We start from the raw sequence: 19672 nt of genomic DNA, 5'->3' as shown, positions 1-19672 counted from the left end.
TCGCGCGCCACCTGCCCACATGCTGTACCGACCAGTAGGTACAGTGTGGAGATGAGTACGCCGGAACGCCTCATCGAAAGCACCCGTGAGCTGCTGTGGGAACGCGGCTACATCGGCACCAGCCCCAAGGCCATCCAGCAGCGGGCCGGCGCCGGGCAGGGCAGCATGTACCACCACTTCGGCGGCAAACCCGATCTCGCGCTCGCCGCGATCAACCGCACTGCGGATGACATGCGCACCAAAGCCGATGCGCAGTTCTCATCCCCCGGCACCGCGGTGGAACGGATCACCGCCTACCTGCGCCGTGAGCGCGATGTCCTGAAGGGCTGCCCGGTCGGCCGGCTCACACAGGACCCGGACGTGATGGCCGACGCCCAGCTGCGCAGGCCGGTGGACGACACTTTCACCTGGCTGACCGCCCGGATCGCCGACGTGCTGACCGAGGGCCGCGAACACGGCGAATTCGACACGGCACTCGATCCGGCCGCCACCGCGGCCACCGTTGTCGCAGTGCTCCAGGGCGGCTATGTCCTGGCCCGGGCGGCAGGTTCGGCCGAGCCGTTCGGCCGGGCCGTCGACGGCGTACTCGACCTGCTCTCCGCGCGGGCCCGTCAGGGCGAGCCGCGTTCGGCGGACACTTCCCGGGGAAGGGCTGCAGACAGGTAACGGGCCAATACCGTTCGCCCACCTGTCCTGCTCACCGGTCCGAGGAGTCCCGATGACGATCCAGCTCGCCGCTCAGGCAACCATTCTCTTCCAGGGCGACAGCATCACCGACTCCGATCGCGTGTCCGACCACGAAGGTCTCGGCAACGGTTACGTGCGGCGGTGCGCGGACGCACTCGAAGCCGCTCACCCGGGCAGCGGGCTGACGATCCTCAACAGAGGAGTCAGCGGCAACCGTGTCACCGATCTGCGTGCACGATGGCAGGAGGACACGATCGCACTGAAGCCGGACCTGGTGTCCATCATGGTGGGGATCAACGACACCTGGCGGCGCTATGACGCGGGAGACCCGACCCCGGTCGAGGCGTACGAGAAGGACTACCGCCACATCCTTTCCCGCGTGAGGGACGAACTCGGGGCGGACATCATCCTCATCGAACCCTTCCTCCTGCCCGTCTCACCCGAGCAGTGGGAATGGCGCGAGGATCTCGATCCGCGGATCATGGCAGTTCGCCGTCTCGCGGCGGAATTCGACGCGTCCCTGCTGGCCGCCGACGGACTGCTCAGCCAGGCCGTACGGGCCGTCGGCGGAGCGGAACAACTGACTCCCGACGGCGTGCATCCCACGCCCGTGGGAGACGAAGTCATCGCCAGGGCCTGGACGGAGCTCGTCGGTCTCGGCTGATCCGGCGCGCGCGAGCGGGGTGGCCTGGGGGCCGGTAGCGTCTCAGCACCTTGATATACACAAGCTTAGAAAGGCTGTTACGGTCAGGAAATGAGCACCGACCTGCAGACACTGGGGAGAGCCGTCAAGCAGGCTCAGTACCGTCACCACCGTGCGCTCGATACGCGGCTCTCCACCGTGGGGACCACACTCGCCCAGTGGGATGCGCTGCGTGCGGTCGGTCGTACACCCGGCGCATCGGCCCACGACCTGGCGATGGCGACCTTCCAGAGCGACCAGGCGTTCGGGACCCTGGCCAGTCGCCTTTCCGCTCAAGGGCTCGTGGAGCGGCGCCCCGGAGTCGGGCGCCGCATCGAGCACCACCTCACCGCACACGGTGCTGAAGTCCTCGCGGCAGGACATCTCATCGCGGACGACGTCCTGGCGACGTCGTTCGCCCCGCTGTCCGAAGCAGAGCGCACGACGCTGATGGACCTGCTGCTGCGCGTCGGCGGCGAAGCGGAGTAGCAGGCGACGCCACAGACGTCACCTCCCGGCGTAGGTGCCTATCAGCGCGAACACCGCGTCCGGCTGTTCCAGATGCGGCAAGTGGCCTGCCTCCGCGACGATTTCGAAGCGTGCGTCGCGGAAGGCGTCCGCGTACGCCCTCCCGTAAGCGGGAGTGACGATGCGGTCACTCTCCCCCCAGACCAGTAGCACCGGCAGCTCGATCCGTGGCAGGCGCCGCAGCAGGTCCGGGTCGTGCATGTAGGGATCGCCTGCCACAGCGCGAAGCGATGCCACGTTGGCCCGCTGAAGGGCCATCCGGTCCGCCGGGACGATGGCCGGGTCGACGAAGAACCGCTCCGGTTCATGGAAGGAGTACGTGACCACCCCGCGTGCGTCGAGGGCGAAGACGTCCCGGATGGGCTCGCCCTCCACATCAACACCGACGGCGTCGATCAGTACCAGCCCGGTGATGAGACCAGCGTGGTCACCGAGAGCCATCTCGACGCCGATCCAGCCACCGATGGAGGAGCCGACGACGAGCACATCGCGCAGCCCCCGATCCCGGAGGTAGAGCAGGTAGAGCGTCGCCAGGTCCGCGATGCTGCCGGCCCGGTCGGATACCGCGGTGCCGTTCCAGCCGGGGTGGGTCGGCGTGATCGTATGCGAGGACCTGGAGAGGTACGCCGACAGAGCGGCGACCGTGGCCGGTCCGCCTCCGCCGTGCAGGATCAGAACGGGGCGCCCGACCCCCGCTTCGTCGACGGTGATCGAGAAGCCCGGATCGATCGAAACGGTCCGGGTGCTGGTTGCTGTGGTCATCACCCCACTGTAAGTAAGGATGCTTATATACGCAACCTTAGATGTATCCGCTCCTGCGGCTCCCGCGAACCGCCGCGCACGAACGGTGTGATGGGATCGCCCAGGACGCTGAGAGCACCGATTCCGACACCAACGCAGCTCGATCGCAGCTGAGTTGCTGTGGCAGACTGCGCAGGCAGGGGCGCTTGCCGGCGCCCCGGAGAGCACCCGGCTCCTCTTGTCCACCCGCATGCACCAACGGAGTTCCTCGTGACGGCAGGTACATCCCAACCCCGGATAGACACCAGCAGGCCTCATCCCGCACGGGTCTACGACTGGCTGCTGGGCGGCAAGGACAACTACCCGGTCGATCAGGAGGTCGGGGAGAAGCTGCCGCCCGAGGCAAAGGACGCCGCACGCCAGAACCGTCAGTTCATGCGGCGCGCGGCAGCCTGGCTGGCGGGTACGGGTGTGGACCAGTTCCTCGACATCGGCACGGGCATCCCGACCCGGCCCAATCTGCACCAGATCGTGCAGGACATCGCGCCCACCGCCCGAATCGTGTACACCGACAACGATCCCATCGTCCTGCGACACGCCGAGGCGCTGCTGGTCAGCCGCCCCGAGGGCGCCACCGACTACATCCAGGCGGATGTGCGTGACCCCGGAGCGATCCTCGACCACGCCCGGAAGTTCCTGGACTTCGACCGCCCCATCGCCCTCTCGCTCATCGCGCTGATGCACTTCGTCCCTGACGACCAGGACCCGTACGGCATCGTCCGCACCCTGGTGGACGCGCTGCCCTCCGGAAGTTGCCTGGTGATGTCCCACGCCGCCTCCGACCTCTACGCGGAGCTGGCACAGATGGTCACCGACGAATACGCGAAGGGCGGCATCACGCTGGGATTCCGTAACCGTACCGAGGTCGGGCGCTTCTTCGACGGCCTCGATCTCACCGAGCCCGGACTGGTCACAGCGCCCGAATGGTACCGGGACACCACGCCCCCCGAGCCGGAGGGAAGCGGCATCTACGCCGCCGTGGCCCGCGTCCCATAGGCCCGGCCGGCAGCTCGGCGCAGCGCTCTCAGAGCCCGCCTCCGGGGGTTGCGCACGGGGGCGGCCCGGCACTGGCTTCGTCGCGTACGGCCCGGGTGTAACCCGCGCACAGCCGCTGGTACTCGACCCGCTCATGGGCAGTGAGCGGCGCTCCGCGCCGGGTCCTGACGAACTCGCGAACCGCCTCGTTCCACACGGCGGACGGCCGCACGGAGCCGGACTCGACGGGATTGAAGGGCATAAGAACAGATTATGCGGGGAGAGGGGTCAACGGAAAAGATCCACCGCCTGTCTTCCTCTCATGTCCCCTGTCGGAGCACACGATGTCATTAGAGTCGCCTGGCGAAGACACCTGGAGGCGGAGAGCTTTGAACCGTGACGTGATGCTTGCCCTGGTCCCTGATGAGCACGGCGTACTGCATGTCGCCGCCGCGGACGTGAGCCATATGCTCAGGACGCTGGGCGCCGGATGGCTCCAGGCGGTGCGCGAGGAATCCTCGAACGCCGACGAGGAGACGGTGGCCGCTCTGACCATCGAACTGGCCAAACTCGCCGACCAGATCGATGTCGAATGCATCGCCCACACCACCAAGAAGGATGAGGAGGACGAGTGAATTCTCCGGTTCCTCACCTCCGGCAGCCGCGTCCACCGGCGGGGAAACGGCGGCGGGGCGGTTCCGCGGCACGGCACACGGACACGGCTGCGCCGGGCAGACCCAGAACGTGACCCCGTGCAGGGTAGTGGTCCACCGGTATCCGTTCTACGATCTGGCCTGATGCCGATCTGACGGAGGATCAGTGACTCTCAAGCCGCTCCGCTGCGCTGCTGTTCTGGCCGGTGCCATCGCCCTCTCCGCCGCGGTCGTCCCGCCCGCGTCCGCCTCTCCGGGCAGTTGGACAGAGTCCGCCTCTTCCTCGACCGGGTCACTCACCGGCGGGGAGGGGCTGGCGAGCCGCACGAACGGGTCCCTGCTCTACCGCGGCCTCGCCTCGATCCCTCTCGCCCTGCGCATCAAGGGCTGGAATCACATCGGCGATCCCGATATCGCGCAGGGCGCCACCTTCGACGCCTACCAGGGGGGCGACGGCGCGACGTCCAAGATGTACGCCGTCACCACGCAGGACGGCCGGCGCTACGAATACGTGCATACGCTCGATCCGGGCGAGGAACTCAACAACTCGTTCGCCGCCGTCTCCCCCGACGCCCAGTGGATGGTCTCCGGAGAATGGGGCCAACAGAACCGTCTGCAGGTCTTCCCGACTCCGCTCCTCAATCCGGCCACCCCGCGCACCGGTGGCACTCTGGCCCAGAGCGGCCAGATCACTCTGGACCGTACGGTCAGCGACATTCAGGCCTGCGACTTCGTCTCCGCCACGCGCCTGGTGTGTGTGTCGGACGACTCCGAGAAGGATCTGCTGCAGGTCGACCTCCCCCATGCCATGGACGGCACGACGGTCACCGGCCGGGTCACCACACTGCTGCAGCTCCCCCGGCGCAGCATCTGCTCCGGCACCTTCGAAGCCGAAGGCGTCGACTACGATCCCGGGTCCGGCACGCTGCGCGCGGAGGTCGTCCAGCCGGGTGCGTGCGTGGTCTCGACCACGGTCTACTCGTACTCGGCAGCCGCGACGACCAGCTCCTGAGCCCCCTCCGGACACCCACCCTGCCGGGGAGCGCCTTGCCGGAGCCGCCTTCCCTGACCCGCCGGCACACCGCAGGCCGCCAGCCCACGGGAATCCCCAACAGGAGACGCCGAAACGGCAACTGACGCTCCGCCGTATCAGTGAGTGAGCACGCTTCGGTACCCCTGACGATGGGTTCGGACGGCGGGCGTCCTAGAGACACGCCGAAGCGGGCATGTCCGGCGCCGGACATGCCCGCCAAACCGCTAGCAGCGGGTCAGAAGTTGAAGACCACACTTTCGGAGAGGGCGGCGTTCAGCCGGCAGGTGTTGCCGTACGTGGCCTGCCAGCTGATCCGGTGCCCCTGCCAGACGCCATCGGCGGACACCGTCACCGGTGCCCACACCTGGGTACAGACTCCGCCGGTGGGTGCGGTGACCAGCAGGGCCGGATCGCCCTGCACGGCTCTGAGCTCATCGCAGGCAGCCTTGGCGGCTGGATGGGTGCCCTGTGCCTGAGGTGCACAGCTCAGGGTGACAGCGCGAACGACGGTGCCCGCCGCCTGGCCCCCGGGGCCGATGGTCAGCACCAGCGCGGAGGGGGCGTACATGCTCGTCGGCTCGGCGTGCACGGTGCCGGCGGCGGCGGTCACACATGCCGCCGCGGCCAGGGCCGCCGCGCCGATCATCTTCAGGCTGTGAGGCATTTCGACTCTCCTGTTCTCCGGGCCTTGGTTCAGGACCCTGGTTCGGCCGTGATTGCGGACAGGAGTCTTGCTTGCGCGGAGAGTGATTGCACATGCCCGATCGATTTCCGGACGCAGACGATCGTTTCCATGCGACCGAATGGTCGTTCGGGCAGCTCAGGATGCCGGGAAGCAGCATGTTCCACTGTCCAGCATATGGACAAATGGTCGTTGGTCTCATCGTCAACTGCTTGCTGACCTGCGGTGACGCTCCAATGGTTACTTCTTCAAGAGCGCCCTTTCGGCTAGAAACAGACAGGCGTACCCGGGGACCGACCGGTCGGTCCCATCGGGTGCCCACAGGTCCGCGACCGAGGACCACGCCGGGCATGCCGCTTGCCGGCCCCTTCGCTCCTCTCCGGTCGGCTGCCGGGATGCGCTATCCGGCGTCGCTCTCGGCCGTGCGGCACTCCGGGTGCCCCCAGCCCTCGGCGTTCTTGGCGATCTTCTCGCCCGCCGCATAGGAGCGCCCACAGCGGCAGCGTCCCGGGAACTTGGCACTCAGCGTCCGAGCCGAAGCACGCTGCCGCGACGGCGAGCCCCCGGCTTTCCCCGCCGCACCGGACGTGCGGCGTACCGCGCCGCCGGAGCGCACCGTATCGGGCGAGGGCGGCGGCTGCGGAGAGCCGTGCTCGCTGCCCGCGGCCTCCTGCGCGACGGCCGCCCGGCTGGCCGCCCGGTCGGCGAAGTCGTTGAGCGGGTCGCCGTTGACCTGGTGCGCGGGCACATACCGGAACTCGACGGAACGGCCGGTGAGAAGCGCGTCGATCCGCATCACGAGTTCCTGGTTGGCGACCGGCTTGCCCGCACTCGTCTTCCAGCCCTTGCGCTTCCAGCCGGGCAGCCAGGTGGTGACGGCCTTCATCGCGTACTGGGAGTCCATCCGGATCTCCATCGGTACATCCGGCTCGACATCGGCCAGCAGCCTTTCCAGGGCGGTGAGTTCGGCGACGTTGTTGGTCGCCGTGCCGAGCGGGCCGGCCGCCCAGCGGACGGGTGTCTCCGTACCGTCGGCGATGACCCAGGCCCAGCCTGCCGGTCCCGGATTTCCCTTGGACGCCCCGTCACATGCGGCGATTACGCGTTCAGCCATGCCCAGAATCATGCCAGCACCCCGGATCTCCGCTCGCCGCGCCTCCGGCAGCCACCGTGCCCCTCACGCCGGGGACCGTCAGTGCTCGGACTCCCGGTCGTCGAACTCCTCCGGGAAGGGACGGTCGGTGGCCTGCGGCGGTTCGGGGCCGTACTCGGTCATGATCACGGTCTGCTCGACACGGACGATGCGGTAGACGCACTCGCCGAGGATGACCTGGTCAGCCCCGTTCTCGACCGCGTCGGCCGCCTGTGCGTAGCGGCCGGCGCCCACGTGCGGATGCGCGGTGGTGTCACGCAGTACCGCCGCCAGGTCGAGGCGGGCCTCGTCCTCGCTGGGCTGGGCCGGGAACATCTGCCGCCAGCCGCTTCCTTCCAGCACCATCGCGGCATACGCGGTGTAAGGGCCCATCCGGGTGCGTTCGAAAGACCTCGGCTCGATGGGATACCTGCGGCGCAGCTTCTCCTCGCGTGCGCCCGCCGCGAGCACCTGGCGCGCTTCCTCTTCGAAGGCGCTCTGACTGCCCGCCGTCTCGTCGTGATCGCTCATGAGGTCATCATCATGCCCCTGATCGTGTCGCCATAAGGGTTCCGGCTGGTGTCCCCCGCCGTCGGCCTTGTTGCAATTCGGTGACATTGATTCACCGGGGACCGGTGAGAAGCCCAGAAGAACCGGTCAAGACCGCGGAGGATCGGACTCGCGGTCGGGAGAGGACGGATCATGCGCCGCACCAAGACCGCAATCACCGCCAGCGCTGTCGCACTTGTCGCCGCTCTGGGTACGTCCGCCGCAGTCGCGGCGGACGGCACCGGCGACAGCGCCGCCGCGAATTCCCGTTGCACCACCGGCCATCTGGAGGTCTCGCTGTCCTCCGGCGGAGAGGCGGGCAGCCAGAGCGGGATGAGTCACGCAGGCCAGTTCCTGCGGTTCCGGAACACGGGCACAGACACCTGTGTCCTGTACGGCTATCCCGGCCTCGGCCTCGAGGGAACCGGTCACCGGTCCCTGAGCACCGACGCCGAGTGGGGCTCCACCTACTTCGCGCGGAACCCCGGGAAGCACACGGTCCAGCTGCAGAGCGGCGACAGCGCGTGGGCCGATCTGGTGTGGACCCAGACCGGCGCCCACCCGGCCAGGTCGAGCTATCTGGAAGTCACCCCGCCCGGTGCGACCACGCACCGGACGGTCTCCTTCGAGCGCTCGGTGGACAACGGGGTACTGCAGGTCACCGCACTTTCGGACAGCGTGCCGCACATCGGCTGACGTGCGCCCGCCGTGACCACGTCGGGGGCGAGGCGCCCTACGGCCGGCCGAGGGAGAACGCCGATGCCAGGTCACGCCACTGCGCCCGCGGCAGATCACGGTGCCGGTCACCCGACAGCACCTGCAACGCCACATGGTCCGCGCCCGCCGCATGGTATTCCGCCACGCGGGCGCGAACCGTGTCCAGGTCGCCGAGCGCGAACAGTACGTCCAGCAGCCGGTCGCTTCCGCCGCCGGTGAAGTCGTCCTCGGTGAAGCCCAGCCGCTCCAGGTTGCCGATGTAGTTGGGAAGGCGCAGATAGGTGCCGAGCATGCCACGCGCGAGGGTGCGCGCCCTTTCGAGGTCCGTGTCGAGAACCACCTTGAGCTCCGGCGCGAGCAGCGCGTCAGGTCCGAGTGCTGAGCGTGCCTGCGCCGTGTGCTCGGCCGTGACCAGATACGGATGGGCGCCGACGGAGCGGCGGGCCGACAGTTCCAGCATCTTCGGACCGAGCGCGGCGAGCAGCCTGCGTGACGCCGGAACAGGTTCGGGGGCAGCATCCAGTGCGTCGAGATAGGCCACCATCTCCGAGTAGGGGCGGGCGTACTGCGGAGTCATCACATCGTGACTGACGCCGAGCCCCAGCACGAAGCGGCCCGGACTGTTCTTCTCGACCTCCCTCACCTGTTCCGCCACGTCCTCGGCCGTGTGCTGCCAGATGCTGAGGATGCCGGTCGCGACGGTGATGCGCCGGGTGGCTTCGACGATCTCCTTCGCCTGGCCGACGGAAGGGCTCCCGCCGATCCAGATCGTGCCGTAGCCGAGTTCGTCGAGCTCGGCCACGGCCTCTGCAACTTCCCTGCGACGATCGGGGCCAGTGGGGCGCAGAGCTACGCTCCAGATACCGATGTCACCGAAACGCGCCTGCTTGTCGGAGGTCATGCGGCACTGAACCGCCGTTGGACCGATGCTTATTCCGGCCGGCCGCCATATGGGTCGGGTCAGCCGGTGCGCAGGGCGGCCAGTTGCTCCGCGAACGGCACCATGTCGTCGTAGGTGTCGCTGGTACGTCCGACTGCCGGGCGGCCGGTCATCTCAGCGGCCATCTCCTGGCCGGCGAGGTCGATCCGGCCCGGCAGATGTTCGGTGTGGCCATCGCCTTCCGAACCCCAGTCCTCCGATGCCGCGTAGACGGCCGTCGGCACGACCCTCGCCCGGAGAAAGGCGAACAGCGGACGCAGCGCGTGGTCCAGCACCAGCGAATGGCGGGCGGTGCCGCCCGTCGCCCCCACGAGCACGGGTTTTCCGGTGAGCGCGGTGTTGTCGAGCAGATCGAAGAACGATTTGAACAGGCCGCTGTAGGAGGCGGTGAAGACCGGTGTGACCGCGATCAGTCCGTCCGCCCCTGCCACCGCGTCCAGCGCGTCGCGCAGGCCGGCGCCGGGGAACCCGGTCACCATGTGGTCGGCGATCGCGGTCGCCAGGTCACGCAGCTCGATGACCCGCACCTCGGTGTCCACGTCCTTGAGCTGCTCCCCGGTGGCCCGTGCCAGCCGGTCGGCCAGCAGCCTGGTCGACGAGGGCCGGCTGAGTCCTGCCGAGACGACCACGAGCTTCAGCGTCGTCATGCCGTCACCTCCTTGAGCTTCCTCTCCTCATCCCTGGCCGCGACGAGCGCCCGGTGGGTCGGCCCGTCCGGGACCTCCGCGGGGCGTCCCTTCGCGAACTCCTTGCGCAGCACCGGGACGACCTCGCTGCCGAGGATGTCGAGCTGTTCGAGCACCGTCTTCAGGGGCAGCCCCGCATGGTCCATCAGGAAGAGCTGTCGCTGGTAGTCGCCGAAGGAGTCCCGGAAGGCCAGCGTCTTCTCGATGACCTCCTGCGGACTGCCCACGGTCAGCGGTGTCTCCTCGGTGAACTCCTCCAGCGACGGCCCGTGTCCGTACACCGGCGCGTTGTCGAAGTACGGCCGGAACTCCCGTACCGCGTCCTGCGAGTTCTTCCGCATGAACACCTGGCCGCCGAGCCCGACCGTCGCCTGCTGCGGTGTTCCGTGCCCGTAGAAGGCGAAGCGCTCACGGTAGAAAGTGATCAGCCGCTTGAAGTGGTCCTTCGGCCAGAAGATGTTGTTCGCGAAGAAGCCGTCGCCGTAGTAGGCGGCCTGTTCGGCGATCTCCGGGCTGCGGATCGAGCCGTGCCAGACGAAGGGCGGTACACCGTCCAGCGGGCGGGGCGTCGCGGTGAAGCTCTGCAGCGGTGTGCGGAACGTGCCTTCCCAGTCGACCACGTCGTTGCGCCACAGTTCGTGCAGTAGCGCGTAGTTCTCCACGGCGAGCGGAATGCCCTGCCTGATGTCCTGGCCGAACCACGGGTAGACCGGCCCTGTGTTGCCGCGCCCCATCATCAGGTCGACGCGTCCGTCGGCCAGATGCTGCAGCATGGCGTAGTCCTCGGCGATCTTCACCGGGTCATTCGTCGTGATGAGAGTGGTGGAGGTGGAGAGGATGATGTTCTCGGTGCGCGCCGCGATATGGCCGAGCATCGTGGTCGGTGAGGAGGGCACGAACGGCGGATTGTGGTGCTCACCGGTCGCGAATACGTCCAGGCCCACCTCTTCTGCCTTCAGAGCGATGGCGACCATCGCCTTGATCCGCTCATGCTCGGACGGCGTCTTCCCCGTGGTCGGGTCGGTCGTGACGTCACCGACGGTGAAGATCCCGAACTGCATTGCCACTCACCTCTCAATATTAGTTGAATCTTTAACTGTTTTCTGTAACGGCGGACCTCCTCGATGTATTCCGGCTTCCGGCTTCCGGCTTCCGGCTCGCTGCTGCTGCCCGGTCCGTGTCCGTGGGCCGTCCCCTTCGCCCTGCCGCCGGTCACCGCTCCGTGGCTGCGCCCGACTCGAGTTCCTCCAGGGCGAGGACAAGCTGCCGCCCCGCATGGCTCCAGGTCCATTCCTGGCGTTCCGGGGCGTATTCCCGGGGAACGACCTCCACGAGCATGATCAGGTAGAGATAGCTCCGGTAGAACGCCAGCCGCTGCCGCAGGGACGCATCGAAGTCCACCGGACCGGCGGTCGACGCGTAGCCGGCCACGAAGTCCTCGTCCTCCTCGATGTTCCCGAAGAGCGCCGTGGAGGCGAAGTCGGCGACCGGGTCACCCCAGAACATGCGCTCACCGTCGACGACACCGCTGAGGGTGCGCCCCCCGGCTCCCCCGCGAGCAGAAGATTCCCCTGCCAGAGGTCGAAGTGGACGAGCGCGGGACGGGTGACATCGTCCAGTACATCCGCGGCGGCGGAGAAGATGCGCTGGATCTCGGCCACCGGACGAGGCAGCCGGGCCTCGTAGCGCTCCGCATCGGCGAGCAGTGCGTCCGTCATGGCGGTGAACGCCTGCCGCCAGGACGCCGCCAGCGGCCGGAGGGGCTCGGCGGGATAGCCGTAGCCGGGGCCCGTGACGGTGTGCAGGCGGCCCGCCAAGCGGCCGAGCTCCGCTCTGAGGCGGCTTCTCTCCTCGTCCGACAGCCCGGCCTCGGCCTCGTGCCAGGGCCTCCCCCGCAGCGCGGTCATGATCACGTGGGGTCCCGGCACCGCGTTCGCGCGAAGTTCGCTGTGCACGACCCCGGGTACGGCCGGCTCCCCCACCGCGGCCGCAGCCGTGCAGTAGGTGACCTCGCCCTTCAGCAGGCCCCGCTCGTAGCTCAGTCCGGCAGAGGGCTTCGGCGGTATCTTCACCACCCACTCGCGACCGTCATGGAGGGTGGCGCGGACGACCGTGTTGTAGGTGCCTCCGGTCAGCGGCAGCAGACGGGCCGTCTGCGCCTCACCCACCCCGGCGGCCGCGAGCGCCGCCACCACCGCATCCACACCGTTTCGACGGCTCATTTCCGCTTCTCCGATCAGCAGCAGGCAATGGGGGGCTCATCCTGCGCCATGCTCGTACGGCAGCGGCCGGAATCGCGCTCATCGCTGGGACTGCAGCTGCTTCTTCGTGATCGCCTCGCGCCAGATCAACTTGGCGATGCCGGGCTTGGCCTCCGTCGTGACCACCCCCATCGCCTTGCCGACGTACCGGTCGGAACCGAGCTGCCGCACCATGCCCGACGCGAGGTCGGAACGTGCGGTGTAGACACCGTCGCCGCTGTTCTCGGAAACCCGGTAGTCCGTGATCGTCGGATGGTCGAACAAGCCGGACGCACGGGCGATCGTCCACTTCAGGCCACTGGCCCGGACGAGCGCTTCCATCCGGCGCATGTCGTCGTGCGCGGTTCGCGCGATCACCCTGTTCACGTACGGATCCAGCACATGGTTGAAGAAGCGGGCCCCGCTGGGACGCCAGTGGGGGTCGATGACGCTGGAGCTGACCACCACCAGCCGCTTCACCGCCTGCCGCCGCATGGCCTCGATGATGTTCCCGGTGCCCACCGAGTAGACCGTGACCGGCTTGCGGCCCGGCGGGACGCCCAGCGCCGAGAGAACCGCGTCGCTGCCCTCGACAGCGGATTCGACCGCCGCGCGGTCGTTGACGTCCGCGCAGGCCACCGTGAGGCCCTCGGCCTGCAGGAGGATCCCCGGACGGCGGGTCACCGCGGTGACCCGATGGCCTGCTTCCAGTGCCTGCTCCGTGAGCCGGCGGCCGGTCGGCCCGGTGGCGCCGAAGATGACGATGCGCATGCGTTCTCTCCCTGTATCCGCCCCGGTGGATCCGGGGGCCCGACGCCTTGACGCTGCCGGACCGCCCTGAGACCTTCAACGCTGATGAATAAAAGCCGGGGCCGTCCGCGTGGCAGGCCCGACACCAGGACGCACATCGCGCAGGCTGCCCGTGGGCTGTTCCTCAGGCACGGATACCGCGCCACCACACTGCGGGCGGTCGCCGCCGAGGCCGGTGTCGACTCAGCGCTCATCAGTTACCACTTCGGTTCCAAGAAAGGCCTGTTCGGAGAGGTACTTCAGCTGCATTGCGCCCAGTCGTTCGCCCTGACCACAGCTCTGGACGGCGACCTCTCCGAACTGCCCGACCGCATCCTGCGAGCCGTCACGGACCTCTGGGAGGACACCGAGTTCCAGCAGCTCTCGCTCCAGGACGACAGCGTGATGACGGTGCTCCAGGAGTACCTCGAACACGAGGTCCTCGGCCGGCTTGCTGAATTTCTGGGCGGCCAGGACGCGACAGAGCGGGCCGTCGCGGCCGTCACCGTGATCGGTGGGCTCATCTTCACCCGATACCTCAACCCACTGCCCTCGACCGCCCGCCTGTCCGTGGCCGATGTGCACAGAATCCTCGGCCCGCCGCTGCGTGCGGCGCTGCAGAGCCGCACCCGCCACGCCTCCGGCCGCCGCTCGCCGGCCGCCCCCGCTCTGCCGGGGGCGGGGTTCGCCCGCCGCTGACCCGCCCGGCGCCGGAGCCGGCCGCGGCACTGCGGTCGTGCCCGGCTGCCGAGTGTGGCTGCGGACGGATCGGTGTCAGCCTGGAGAGACGTGGAAGACGTAACAGCACCACGCGGGGCTTCAGCGAACGGAAGGCGCAGGCGATGAACCAGGCCACCGGCAGCGGCAAGGACGGCAACGAAGGGTACGGACAGAAGCCGTTCAAGCGGTCCAGGAGTCATTTCGCGGACCGCATCACCGCGGACGGAAGGCACGGCTGGCCGGCCGAGGCCGGCCGCTACCGGCTGGTGGCCAGCCGGGCCTGCCCGTGGGCCAGCCGCGCACTGGTCTCCCGGCGTCTTCTCGGTCTTGAGGACGCACTCTCGCTCGCCGTCGCCGACCCCATCCAGGACGATCGCAGCTGGCGCTTCACCCTGGACCCGGACGGCAGGGATCCGGTGCTCGGCATCAGGTTCCTCGGCGAGGCGTACGACGCCCGGGAAACGGGCTACCCCGGTGGAGTCAGCGTTCCCGCGATCGTCGATGTGCCCAGCGGAAAGCTGGTCACCAACGACTTCCAGCAGATCACCCTCGACCTCGCCACCGAATGGACGGCGTTTCACCGGCCCGGAGCGCCCGACCTGTATCCGGAGGCGCTGCGCGGCGAGATCGACGAGGTCATGGAGGGGATCTACCGCGACGTCAACAACGGGGTGTACCGGGCGGGCTTCGCCGCGGAGCAGAGCGAGTACGAGGACGCCTACCGAGATGTCTTCCGGCGCCTCGATCTGGTGTCGGAACGGCTGAAGGACCGCCGCTACCTCGTGGGCGACACCATCACCGAAGCGGACATCCGGCTGTTCACCACCCTGGTGCGGTTCGACGCCGTCTACCACGGACACTTCAAGTGCAACCGGTCGAAACTGTCCGAGGACCCGGTTCTTTGGGCGTACAGCAGGGACCTCTACCAGACACCGGGGTTCGGCGACACGGTCGACTTCGACCACATCAAGCGGCACTACTACCAGGTGCACTCCGGCATCAACCCGACGCGAATCGTGCCGCTCGGCCCGGATACCTCGGGCTGGCTGGCCCCGCACCACCGCGAGGAGCTGGGCGGCCGTCCGTTCGGCGACGGCACACCGCCCGGACCCGTGCCATCGGCCGAGAGGGTCGCCCCGGCCGGGACCGCTGCGCCTAACTGACCCCACCCGACGGCCGCCCCCACGCGACCTGCCCGGCCGGGCGGGCAGGGCGCCCGGCCGCGTCCGTACGGCCGATGCCCTTCACCCTGCGGGCGTTGCCGGCGGGCGCACGGCGAAACGGGAGGCCACTATTGAGCGGTGACACACTCACAGAGACTGGATCATCTCGCTCAGGTGACGACGGGCTGGGTCGCGCGCGACCTCGGCTCTCCCCATGGCCGGCTCAGGGATGCGTTCATCAACTGGCGCCTGGCCTTCCCTCCTTCCTTCACCACGGACTCGGCCGGAGCCAGCACCGCACGACTGGTCGTCGCCCCGCCCGGACCCGCACGCCCCGAGGACGCCCTGCTCCTCCATCTGACCCGGGCCGAGGCCGACCGTCTGATCGGCCTGCTGCACCAGGACACCACCCATCAGCTGGACGAACCGACGGATGCGCACCGGCGGCTGGGCGTCGGCGGCTGAGCGCGCGTCACAGGTCCACAAGCACCGGCCGGGAGGATCACGCGGCGGTACCGGAGCGGCACTGAACCGGCCGTACGGTCACAGCGCTCCCGGCCGCCGTCGTGCCACGATCAGGTCCGTCACGGCCGTCGGGCGTAGCATTTCCGCGTCAGCCGAACGACCACAGCGGGAGCATGCGTTGTCCTCGACCTACGCCCCAGGAGTCATCGCCGATACGGCAGGTCTCATCCGGGACGCGTCCGCCGAACAGCGCGGGGCGCTGTGGCGGCTCGCCGAACCGGGCCGCCAACTGGACGGCAACGTGATTCGCCTGGCACCTGACTCCGAGGTGGCAGGGCATGTCGAACCCGACCTGGATGTACTGCTGTGTGTGCTCGCGGGGCAGGGGGTGCTGCAGACCGGCGCCGCCGGGCAGCAGCTCGTTCCGGGCGGGATCGCCTGGCTGCCGCACGGCACGCGGCGAGCACTGTCCGCGGGATCCGATGGACTGGTGTATCTCACCGTGCACCGGCGCCGAACCGGCCTGACGATCGCTTCGGCCCCCGGGGAGCGCGAGGGCGGTGAGGCGGCATGCCTGCTGAACCTGGTCTGCCCCAACTGCGGCCGCCTCGCTCAGGAATCCGGCGCGGCCTTCTGCAGCCGGTGCGGTGAACGGCTGCCGGCGGAGTAACCGCGGTTCGGCTTGTTCAAGGGGGTGACAAAGGGATTCCAGTTTGTGTTGCTTGACATGTCTCCGTCGATTCACCCGCGACTGTCACGGTCCTGACGGAGAGCCATCCCCCACAGGAGGACATGTGTCAGGTCAACGGTTCAGAACCATCCCCCTTCCCCTGCGCACCGCACTGCTCGGCGCGGCCGCTGCCTGCCTGGTGCTCGGCGCGTCCGGCGGCACCGGCGCCGCGGCGGCCGGCACTGACGCGCTCCCGCTGTCCCGGGGCACTTCCTCGGGGCTGCACAACACCTATGACCCTGCCGCCTTCTCCTATCTCGCGCAGGCTCTGGACACCGGCACTTCGATGATCGAACTCGACGTGTGGGACGACGTGATCACCAAGGAGTGGAAGGTCAGCCACTCCAATCCGCTGGGCAACAGCAACAACTGCGTCAACGCCTCCTCCGCCGGCCAGCTCTACACGGGCGGCGCCAACAAGGATCTCGAGAGCTGCCTGGACGATGTCCGGGTGTGGCTGGCGGCCCACCCGGGGCACGCGCCGCTCGTGCTCAAACTGGAGATGAAGGCGGGCTTCCAGTCCAACCTGGGTATGGGCCCCGCCCAGTTGGACCAGGCGGTCGCCGCACACCTCGGCTCCACCGTCTTCCGTCCTGCCGATCTGCTGGCGAAGCCGGACGGGGGCCAGTACGCCTCGCTGGACGAGGCGGCCACCGCAGGAAACTGGCCGACCCGCTCACAGCTCGCGGGGAAGGTGATCCTGGAGATCATTCCTGGCACGGTCGAGGAGAGCAACCCCCTCGATTCACTGTGGACCGACCGTGAGTACGCGGGCTATCTGCGCGATCTGCACACCGCGGGCAGGACCGGACAGGCCCAGATCTTCCCCGCCGTCCACAACGCCCAAGCAGGCGACCCGCGTTCGAGGTACGCGGACACGACGGTCCGACCCTGGTTCGTCTTCTTCGACGGTGACGCCGCCACCTACCTCAACGGCACGGTCGACACCTCCTGGTACGACAGCCATCACTACCTGCTGGTGATGACCGACGCCCAGAACGTCGCACCGGCGCTCGACGACAAGAACCCGCCCGAGGCCGACGCGCGGGCGCGTCTGGCCCAACTGGCCTCCGCACACGCCAGCATCGCCTCCAATGACTGGACCACCCTGAAGGGGGTGCAGTCAACGACGCTGCCCCGCGGCTGAGCACGGGGCTCTGAAGGGAAGCCGCCACCCGGGGGCCCGCCCCGCTCCGTCCCGCCGAGCGTGAGCCCGGCGGGACGACGGACTGCGCAGCGGCGGTTGCGCGGCCCCAACGGAGGGCAGCGCCGGGCAGGAGCGCGCCGCCGCACTTCATCTGACGCGTCAGCACACCAGGCGCATCCGTACAGAGGGGCGACTACCTGCGTCCGCTCCGTGTCCGACCCGGCGGATGGGGCCGCAATCCCCAAGAATGAGCAATGGTCTAGTCCAAGTAGTTGACGTGCACTCGGCAGCACCCGATTCTGGCGGCCCCTCCCCACTCAGGAGTCCGCCCTATGAAGCGCCTTCGTGCTCTGTTCTGCGGCGTGGCAAGCGCCACGCTGGCCGCCGCAGGTCTGGCCGCACTCACCACCGGCCAGGCCTCCGGTGCGACCGAGAGCGCCACCGCCCTCAGCAATCGCTGGTACGCGGCGGCGCCCTATCTGATGCCGACGGACAACAACCCCCCGAACGCCGCCGACATCATGGACGCCACCGGCCTCAAGGCCTTCCAGCTCGCCTTCATCCTGGCCCCCAACGGCGGCGGTTGCAGCCCCACTTGGGGTGGAACCTCAGCAGTCTCCTCCGACACCGCGGTGGCATCCGTCATCAGCGCGATACGCGCGAAGGGCGGAGACGTCTCCGTCTCGATCGGCGGCTACGGAGGCACCAAGCTGGGCCAGGCCTGCTCCGACGCGGCGGCCACAGCGGCCGCCTACCAGCAGGTCATCACCAAGTACCAGCTGAAGGCCATTGACTTCGACCTCGAGGAGCCGGAGTACGAGAACACTGCCGCGGTCGCCCATGAGATCGGTGCGGCCAAGATTCTTCAGCAGAACAATCCGGGGCTGTACGTGTCGGTGACCACCGCGGGCACGGCCGACGGGACCGGCTGGTTCGGCAAGCAGATGCTGAACGAGGCCAAGACGCAGGGCTTCACACCCAACAACTTCTCGATCATGCCATTCGACGGCGGATTCAGCGGCGCTTCCGCCCAGACGAGCGCTCTGACGAACTTCAACTCCATCCTCCAGACGACCTTCGGATGGAACGCGGAAACCGCCTATGCCCATGAGGGCTTCTCCGGGATGAACGGCCGCAGCGACACCGGAGAATACTTCCGTCAGACCGACTTCCAGACCGTCCTCGACTTCGCGACGAGCCACCACATGGACCGCTTCACCTTCTGGTCGCTCAACCGCGACCGGCAGTGCAGCCCGCCGGACAACGGCACCACCTCCGGCACCTGCAGCAGTGTGCCGCAGTCGGCGTGGGAATTCGCGAAGTACTCGGTGACGTTCGCCGGCGCCACACCGCCCACGACGCCCCCGACCACACCACCGGTCTCGACCTCTCCGACACCGGGCGGCTCCTGCACCGCGGCCGCCTGGACCGGATCGGCCGTCTACACCCAGGGCAACACGGTCTCGCACAACGGCCACACCTGGCAGGCCAAGTGGTGGACGCAGAACGAAGAGCCCGGCACCACCGGCGAGTGGGGCGTCTGGCAGGACAAGGGAGCCTGCTGACGCACCGCGGCCGAACCGGCTTCTGCGGCAGGACCCGCGGCGACGCCGCTATCCTGCCGCAGAGCTGAACACCACAGTGGAACTCTGCAGCGTCGCCAGCAGCGCGGCCCCCGAAGGGAGTCCCTCGAATTCAGCGCGCCGGAACACACTGCCCTCCATTCCCTTTGCAGATGCCACCATCGAACCTCTGAGCTCCGGTTCCGATTCCGCAGCGGACGGTGTGAGTACGGGAATCGCCCGCTGCATTCGCAATGCATCGACCGACTCCGCGAGGAGCTCGTATTCCGTGGTGTCGTCATGGACGGCGAATCGCAGAAGCTCACCTGCCGCCAGCGCTTCCGCCGACTTCTGCTGATGTACGGCGTCATCCCGCCAGGCACGGAAGGCACCGGGCACGTCCGGTGCGTCCAGCCCCATCTCGAAGAGCGCCTGCGGCGGGAAACGTTCATTGTCGGGAGTGGGATCCAGCCGCTCCGAGATCCATGTCGCGCGGTCCCTCAACCACCACAGGGCCAGCGGAAGCGAGGGTGCGCGATAGGTCCCCAGCGGAACGCCGACGCGTCGGCCACCGCAGACTCCGTACGCGGTGACATGGCACAGGAATTCGTCGTGCACAGCCACACCCCCTGGGCAGTTTGCCGCTACGGGCTCTCCCGTAATCCCCGGCAGGCGCTCGACTCCGGCTTCGGCACCTTGCCGCGTGGCCGGACCGCCCGCATACGCCGAGCGTGAGGACCCTCCTCCGCCATGCGGTGCACCGCATCCGACACAGCGCGCTGATCCACCAC

At 68.4% G+C, this 19672-nt stretch carries 22 protein-coding genes and 2 pseudogenes; 13 read left to right on the top strand and 11 right to left on the bottom strand.

Features of this window, described 5'->3' with window-relative positions; genetic code table 11:
• Nucleotides 1-51: 51 nt before the first annotated feature.
• From OHS16_RS29195 to OHS16_RS29185, 3 genes are all read left to right on the top strand, one after another.
• A complete protein-coding gene (locus OHS16_RS29195; RefSeq protein WP_328540236.1) occupies nt 52-666 on the top strand; it encodes a TetR/AcrR family transcriptional regulator in 615 nt (204 codons plus the stop codon).
• A 52-nt stretch (nt 667-718) separates the two neighbouring features.
• Nucleotides 719-1351 carry an SGNH/GDSL hydrolase family protein gene (locus OHS16_RS29190; protein ID WP_328540235.1) on the top strand — a complete coding sequence of 211 codons (633 nt, stop codon included), beginning with the start codon at nt 719-721 and terminating at the stop codon, nt 1349-1351.
• Between the two features lie 90 nt (nt 1352-1441).
• On the top strand, nt 1442-1858 hold the full coding sequence (locus OHS16_RS29185; protein ID WP_328540234.1) for a MarR family winged helix-turn-helix transcriptional regulator: 417 nt from the start codon (nt 1442-1444) through the stop codon (nt 1856-1858).
• A gap of 18 nt (nt 1859-1876) precedes the next feature.
• Here the strand turns inward: OHS16_RS29185 and OHS16_RS29180 are convergent, their stop codons facing one another.
• Nucleotides 1877-2659 (bottom strand): alpha/beta fold hydrolase, encoded by a 783-nt coding sequence (locus tag OHS16_RS29180; protein ID WP_328540233.1) that lies wholly within the window; start codon nt 2657-2659, stop codon nt 1877-1879.
• Between the two features lie 249 nt (nt 2660-2908).
• Between OHS16_RS29180 and OHS16_RS29175 the strand changes: the two genes are divergently transcribed.
• Nucleotides 2909-3694 (top strand): SAM-dependent methyltransferase, encoded by a 786-nt coding sequence (locus OHS16_RS29175; protein ID WP_328540232.1) that lies wholly within the window; start codon nt 2909-2911, stop codon nt 3692-3694.
• A 28-nt stretch (nt 3695-3722) separates the two neighbouring features.
• Here the strand turns inward: OHS16_RS29175 and OHS16_RS29170 are convergent, their stop codons facing one another.
• Complete coding sequence (locus OHS16_RS29170) at nt 3723-3935, bottom strand: hypothetical protein (protein WP_328540231.1); 213 nt, start codon at nt 3933-3935, stop codon at nt 3723-3725.
• 127 nt (nt 3936-4062) lie between these two features.
• On the opposite strand from OHS16_RS29170, the gene OHS16_RS29165 reads away from it, so the two are divergent.
• A complete protein-coding gene (locus OHS16_RS29165; RefSeq protein ID WP_328540230.1) occupies nt 4063-4308 on the top strand; it encodes a DUF6213 family protein in 246 nt (81 codons plus the stop codon).
• A 184-nt stretch (nt 4309-4492) separates the two neighbouring features.
• A complete protein-coding gene (locus OHS16_RS29160; RefSeq protein ID WP_328540229.1) occupies nt 4493-5338 on the top strand; it encodes a hypothetical protein in 846 nt (281 codons plus the stop codon).
• A gap of 256 nt (nt 5339-5594) precedes the next feature.
• On the opposite strand, the gene OHS16_RS29155 is transcribed toward OHS16_RS29160, so the two are convergent.
• The 3 genes from OHS16_RS29155 to OHS16_RS29145 all read right to left on the bottom strand — a co-directional run bounded on the left by OHS16_RS29155 (nt 5595) and on the right by OHS16_RS29145 (nt 7704).
• On the bottom strand, nt 5595-6023 hold the full coding sequence (locus OHS16_RS29155; protein WP_328540228.1) for a subtilase-type protease inhibitor: 429 nt from the start codon (nt 6021-6023) through the stop codon (nt 5595-5597).
• Between the two features lie 418 nt (nt 6024-6441).
• On the bottom strand, nt 6442-7167 hold the full coding sequence (locus OHS16_RS29150; protein ID WP_328540227.1) for a ribonuclease H family protein: 726 nt from the start codon (nt 7165-7167) through the stop codon (nt 6442-6444).
• A gap of 66 nt (nt 7168-7233) precedes the next feature.
• The gene (locus tag OHS16_RS29145; RefSeq protein ID WP_328540226.1) at nt 7234-7704 is read right to left on the bottom strand and encodes a DUF5954 family protein; all 471 of its coding nucleotides are present in this window, start codon (nt 7702-7704) and stop codon (nt 7234-7236) included.
• 171 nt (nt 7705-7875) lie between these two features.
• Between OHS16_RS29145 and OHS16_RS29140 the strand changes: the two genes are divergently transcribed.
• Nucleotides 7876-8418 (top strand): DUF4232 domain-containing protein, encoded by a 543-nt coding sequence (locus tag OHS16_RS29140; RefSeq protein WP_328540225.1) that lies wholly within the window; start codon nt 7876-7878, stop codon nt 8416-8418.
• A 37-nt stretch (nt 8419-8455) separates the two neighbouring features.
• Here the strand turns inward: OHS16_RS29140 and OHS16_RS29135 are convergent, their stop codons facing one another.
• From OHS16_RS29135 to OHS16_RS29115, 5 genes and pseudogenes are all read right to left on the bottom strand, one after another.
• Complete coding sequence (locus tag OHS16_RS29135; RefSeq protein ID WP_328540224.1) at nt 8456-9340, bottom strand: LLM class F420-dependent oxidoreductase; 885 nt, start codon at nt 9338-9340, stop codon at nt 8456-8458.
• A gap of 59 nt (nt 9341-9399) precedes the next feature.
• Nucleotides 9400-10026, bottom strand: a complete 627-nt coding sequence (locus OHS16_RS29130) for an FMN reductase (RefSeq protein ID WP_328540223.1) — start codon at nt 10024-10026, stop codon at nt 9400-9402.
• The gene (locus tag OHS16_RS29125; RefSeq protein ID WP_328540222.1) at nt 10023-11126 is read right to left on the bottom strand and encodes an LLM class flavin-dependent oxidoreductase; all 1104 of its coding nucleotides are present in this window, start codon (nt 11124-11126) and stop codon (nt 10023-10025) included. The genes OHS16_RS29130 and OHS16_RS29125 overlap by 4 nt, the downstream gene beginning before the upstream one ends.
• Nucleotides 11127-11277: 151 nt before the next feature.
• Nucleotides 11278-12287 (bottom strand): annotated as a pseudogene (locus OHS16_RS29120) (phosphotransferase family protein).
• Nucleotides 12288-12365: 78 nt separating this feature from the next.
• Complete coding sequence (locus OHS16_RS29115) at nt 12366-13076, bottom strand: NAD(P)-dependent oxidoreductase (RefSeq protein ID WP_328540221.1); 711 nt, start codon at nt 13074-13076, stop codon at nt 12366-12368.
• 84 nt (nt 13077-13160) lie between these two features.
• Between OHS16_RS29115 and OHS16_RS29110 the strand changes: the two genes are divergently transcribed.
• The 6 genes from OHS16_RS29110 (at nt 13161) to OHS16_RS29085 (ending at nt 18884) form a co-directional block, all read left to right on the top strand.
• Nucleotides 13161-13793 carry a TetR/AcrR family transcriptional regulator gene (locus tag OHS16_RS29110; protein WP_328540220.1) on the top strand — a complete coding sequence of 211 codons (633 nt, stop codon included), beginning with the start codon at nt 13161-13163 and terminating at the stop codon, nt 13791-13793.
• Nucleotides 13794-13936: 143 nt separating this feature from the next.
• Nucleotides 13937-14977: a glutathione S-transferase family protein gene (locus OHS16_RS29105; protein WP_328540219.1), complete on the top strand. Its 1041-nt coding sequence runs from the start codon at nt 13937-13939 to the stop codon at nt 14975-14977.
• A 138-nt stretch (nt 14978-15115) separates the two neighbouring features.
• Complete coding sequence (locus tag OHS16_RS29100; RefSeq protein WP_328540218.1) at nt 15116-15442, top strand: hypothetical protein; 327 nt, start codon at nt 15116-15118, stop codon at nt 15440-15442.
• Nucleotides 15443-15620: 178 nt separating this feature from the next.
• Nucleotides 15621-16112: a hypothetical protein gene (locus tag OHS16_RS29095; protein WP_328540217.1), complete on the top strand. Its 492-nt coding sequence runs from the start codon at nt 15621-15623 to the stop codon at nt 16110-16112.
• Between the two features lie 124 nt (nt 16113-16236).
• Nucleotides 16237-17319, top strand: a complete 1083-nt coding sequence (locus OHS16_RS29090; RefSeq protein WP_328540216.1) for a phosphatidylinositol-specific phospholipase C domain-containing protein — start codon at nt 16237-16239, stop codon at nt 17317-17319.
• 332 nt (nt 17320-17651) lie between these two features.
• The gene (locus OHS16_RS29085) at nt 17652-18884 is read left to right on the top strand and encodes a carbohydrate-binding protein (RefSeq protein ID WP_328540215.1); all 1233 of its coding nucleotides are present in this window, start codon (nt 17652-17654) and stop codon (nt 18882-18884) included.
• A 207-nt stretch (nt 18885-19091) separates the two neighbouring features.
• Here the strand turns inward: OHS16_RS29085 and OHS16_RS29080 are convergent.
• Nucleotides 19092-19499: pseudogene (locus OHS16_RS29080) on the bottom strand (hypothetical protein); the annotation flags it as partial.
• Nucleotides 19500-19672 lie beyond the last annotated feature (173 nt).

It is taken from the genome of Streptomyces sp. NBC_00344 (genome assembly GCF_036088315.1).
Classification (GTDB): domain Bacteria; phylum Actinomycetota; class Actinomycetes; order Streptomycetales; family Streptomycetaceae; genus Streptomyces.
The sequence above is the reverse complement of the archived record's forward strand: the minus strand, read 5'-3'. Positions and strand labels throughout refer to the sequence as shown.

Bases quoted from the DNA above. Each gene is read 5' to 3' on its own strand.
- OHS16_RS29170 (WP_328540231.1), bottom strand. From the start codon at position 3,935: ATGCCCTTCAATCCCGTCGAGTCCGGCTCCGTGCGGCCGTCCGCCGTG.
- OHS16_RS29110 (WP_328540220.1), top strand. From the start codon at position 13,161: ATGAATAAAAGCCGGGGCCGTCCGCGTGGCAGGCCCGACACCAGGACG.
- OHS16_RS29135 (WP_328540224.1), bottom strand. From the start codon at position 9,340: ATGACCTCCGACAAGCAGGCGCGTTTCGGTGACATCGGTATCTGGAGC.
- OHS16_RS29155 (WP_328540228.1), bottom strand. From the start codon at position 6,023: ATGCCTCACAGCCTGAAGATGATCGGCGCGGCGGCCCTGGCCGCGGCG.
- OHS16_RS29125 (WP_328540222.1), bottom strand. From the start codon at position 11,126: ATGCAGTTCGGGATCTTCACCGTCGGTGACGTCACGACCGACCCGACC.
- OHS16_RS29115 (WP_328540221.1), bottom strand. From the start codon at position 13,076: ATGCGCATCGTCATCTTCGGCGCCACCGGGCCGACCGGCCGCCGGCTC.
- OHS16_RS29105 (WP_328540219.1), top strand. From the start codon at position 13,937: ATGAACCAGGCCACCGGCAGCGGCAAGGACGGCAACGAAGGGTACGGA.
- OHS16_RS29195 (WP_328540236.1), top strand. From the start codon at position 52: ATGAGTACGCCGGAACGCCTCATCGAAAGCACCCGTGAGCTGCTGTGG.
- OHS16_RS29150 (WP_328540227.1), bottom strand. From the start codon at position 7,167: ATGATTCTGGGCATGGCTGAACGCGTAATCGCCGCATGTGACGGGGCG.
- OHS16_RS29145 (WP_328540226.1), bottom strand. From the start codon at position 7,704: ATGAGCGATCACGACGAGACGGCGGGCAGTCAGAGCGCCTTCGAAGAG.
- OHS16_RS29190 (WP_328540235.1), top strand. From the start codon at position 719: ATGACGATCCAGCTCGCCGCTCAGGCAACCATTCTCTTCCAGGGCGAC.
- OHS16_RS29140 (WP_328540225.1), top strand. From the start codon at position 7,876: ATGCGCCGCACCAAGACCGCAATCACCGCCAGCGCTGTCGCACTTGTC.
- OHS16_RS29085 (WP_328540215.1), top strand. From the start codon at position 17,652: ATGAAGCGCCTTCGTGCTCTGTTCTGCGGCGTGGCAAGCGCCACGCTG.
- OHS16_RS29185 (WP_328540234.1), top strand. From the start codon at position 1,442: ATGAGCACCGACCTGCAGACACTGGGGAGAGCCGTCAAGCAGGCTCAG.
- OHS16_RS29180 (WP_328540233.1), bottom strand. From the start codon at position 2,659: ATGACCACAGCAACCAGCACCCGGACCGTTTCGATCGATCCGGGCTTC.
- OHS16_RS29130 (WP_328540223.1), bottom strand. From the start codon at position 10,026: ATGACGACGCTGAAGCTCGTGGTCGTCTCGGCAGGACTCAGCCGGCCC.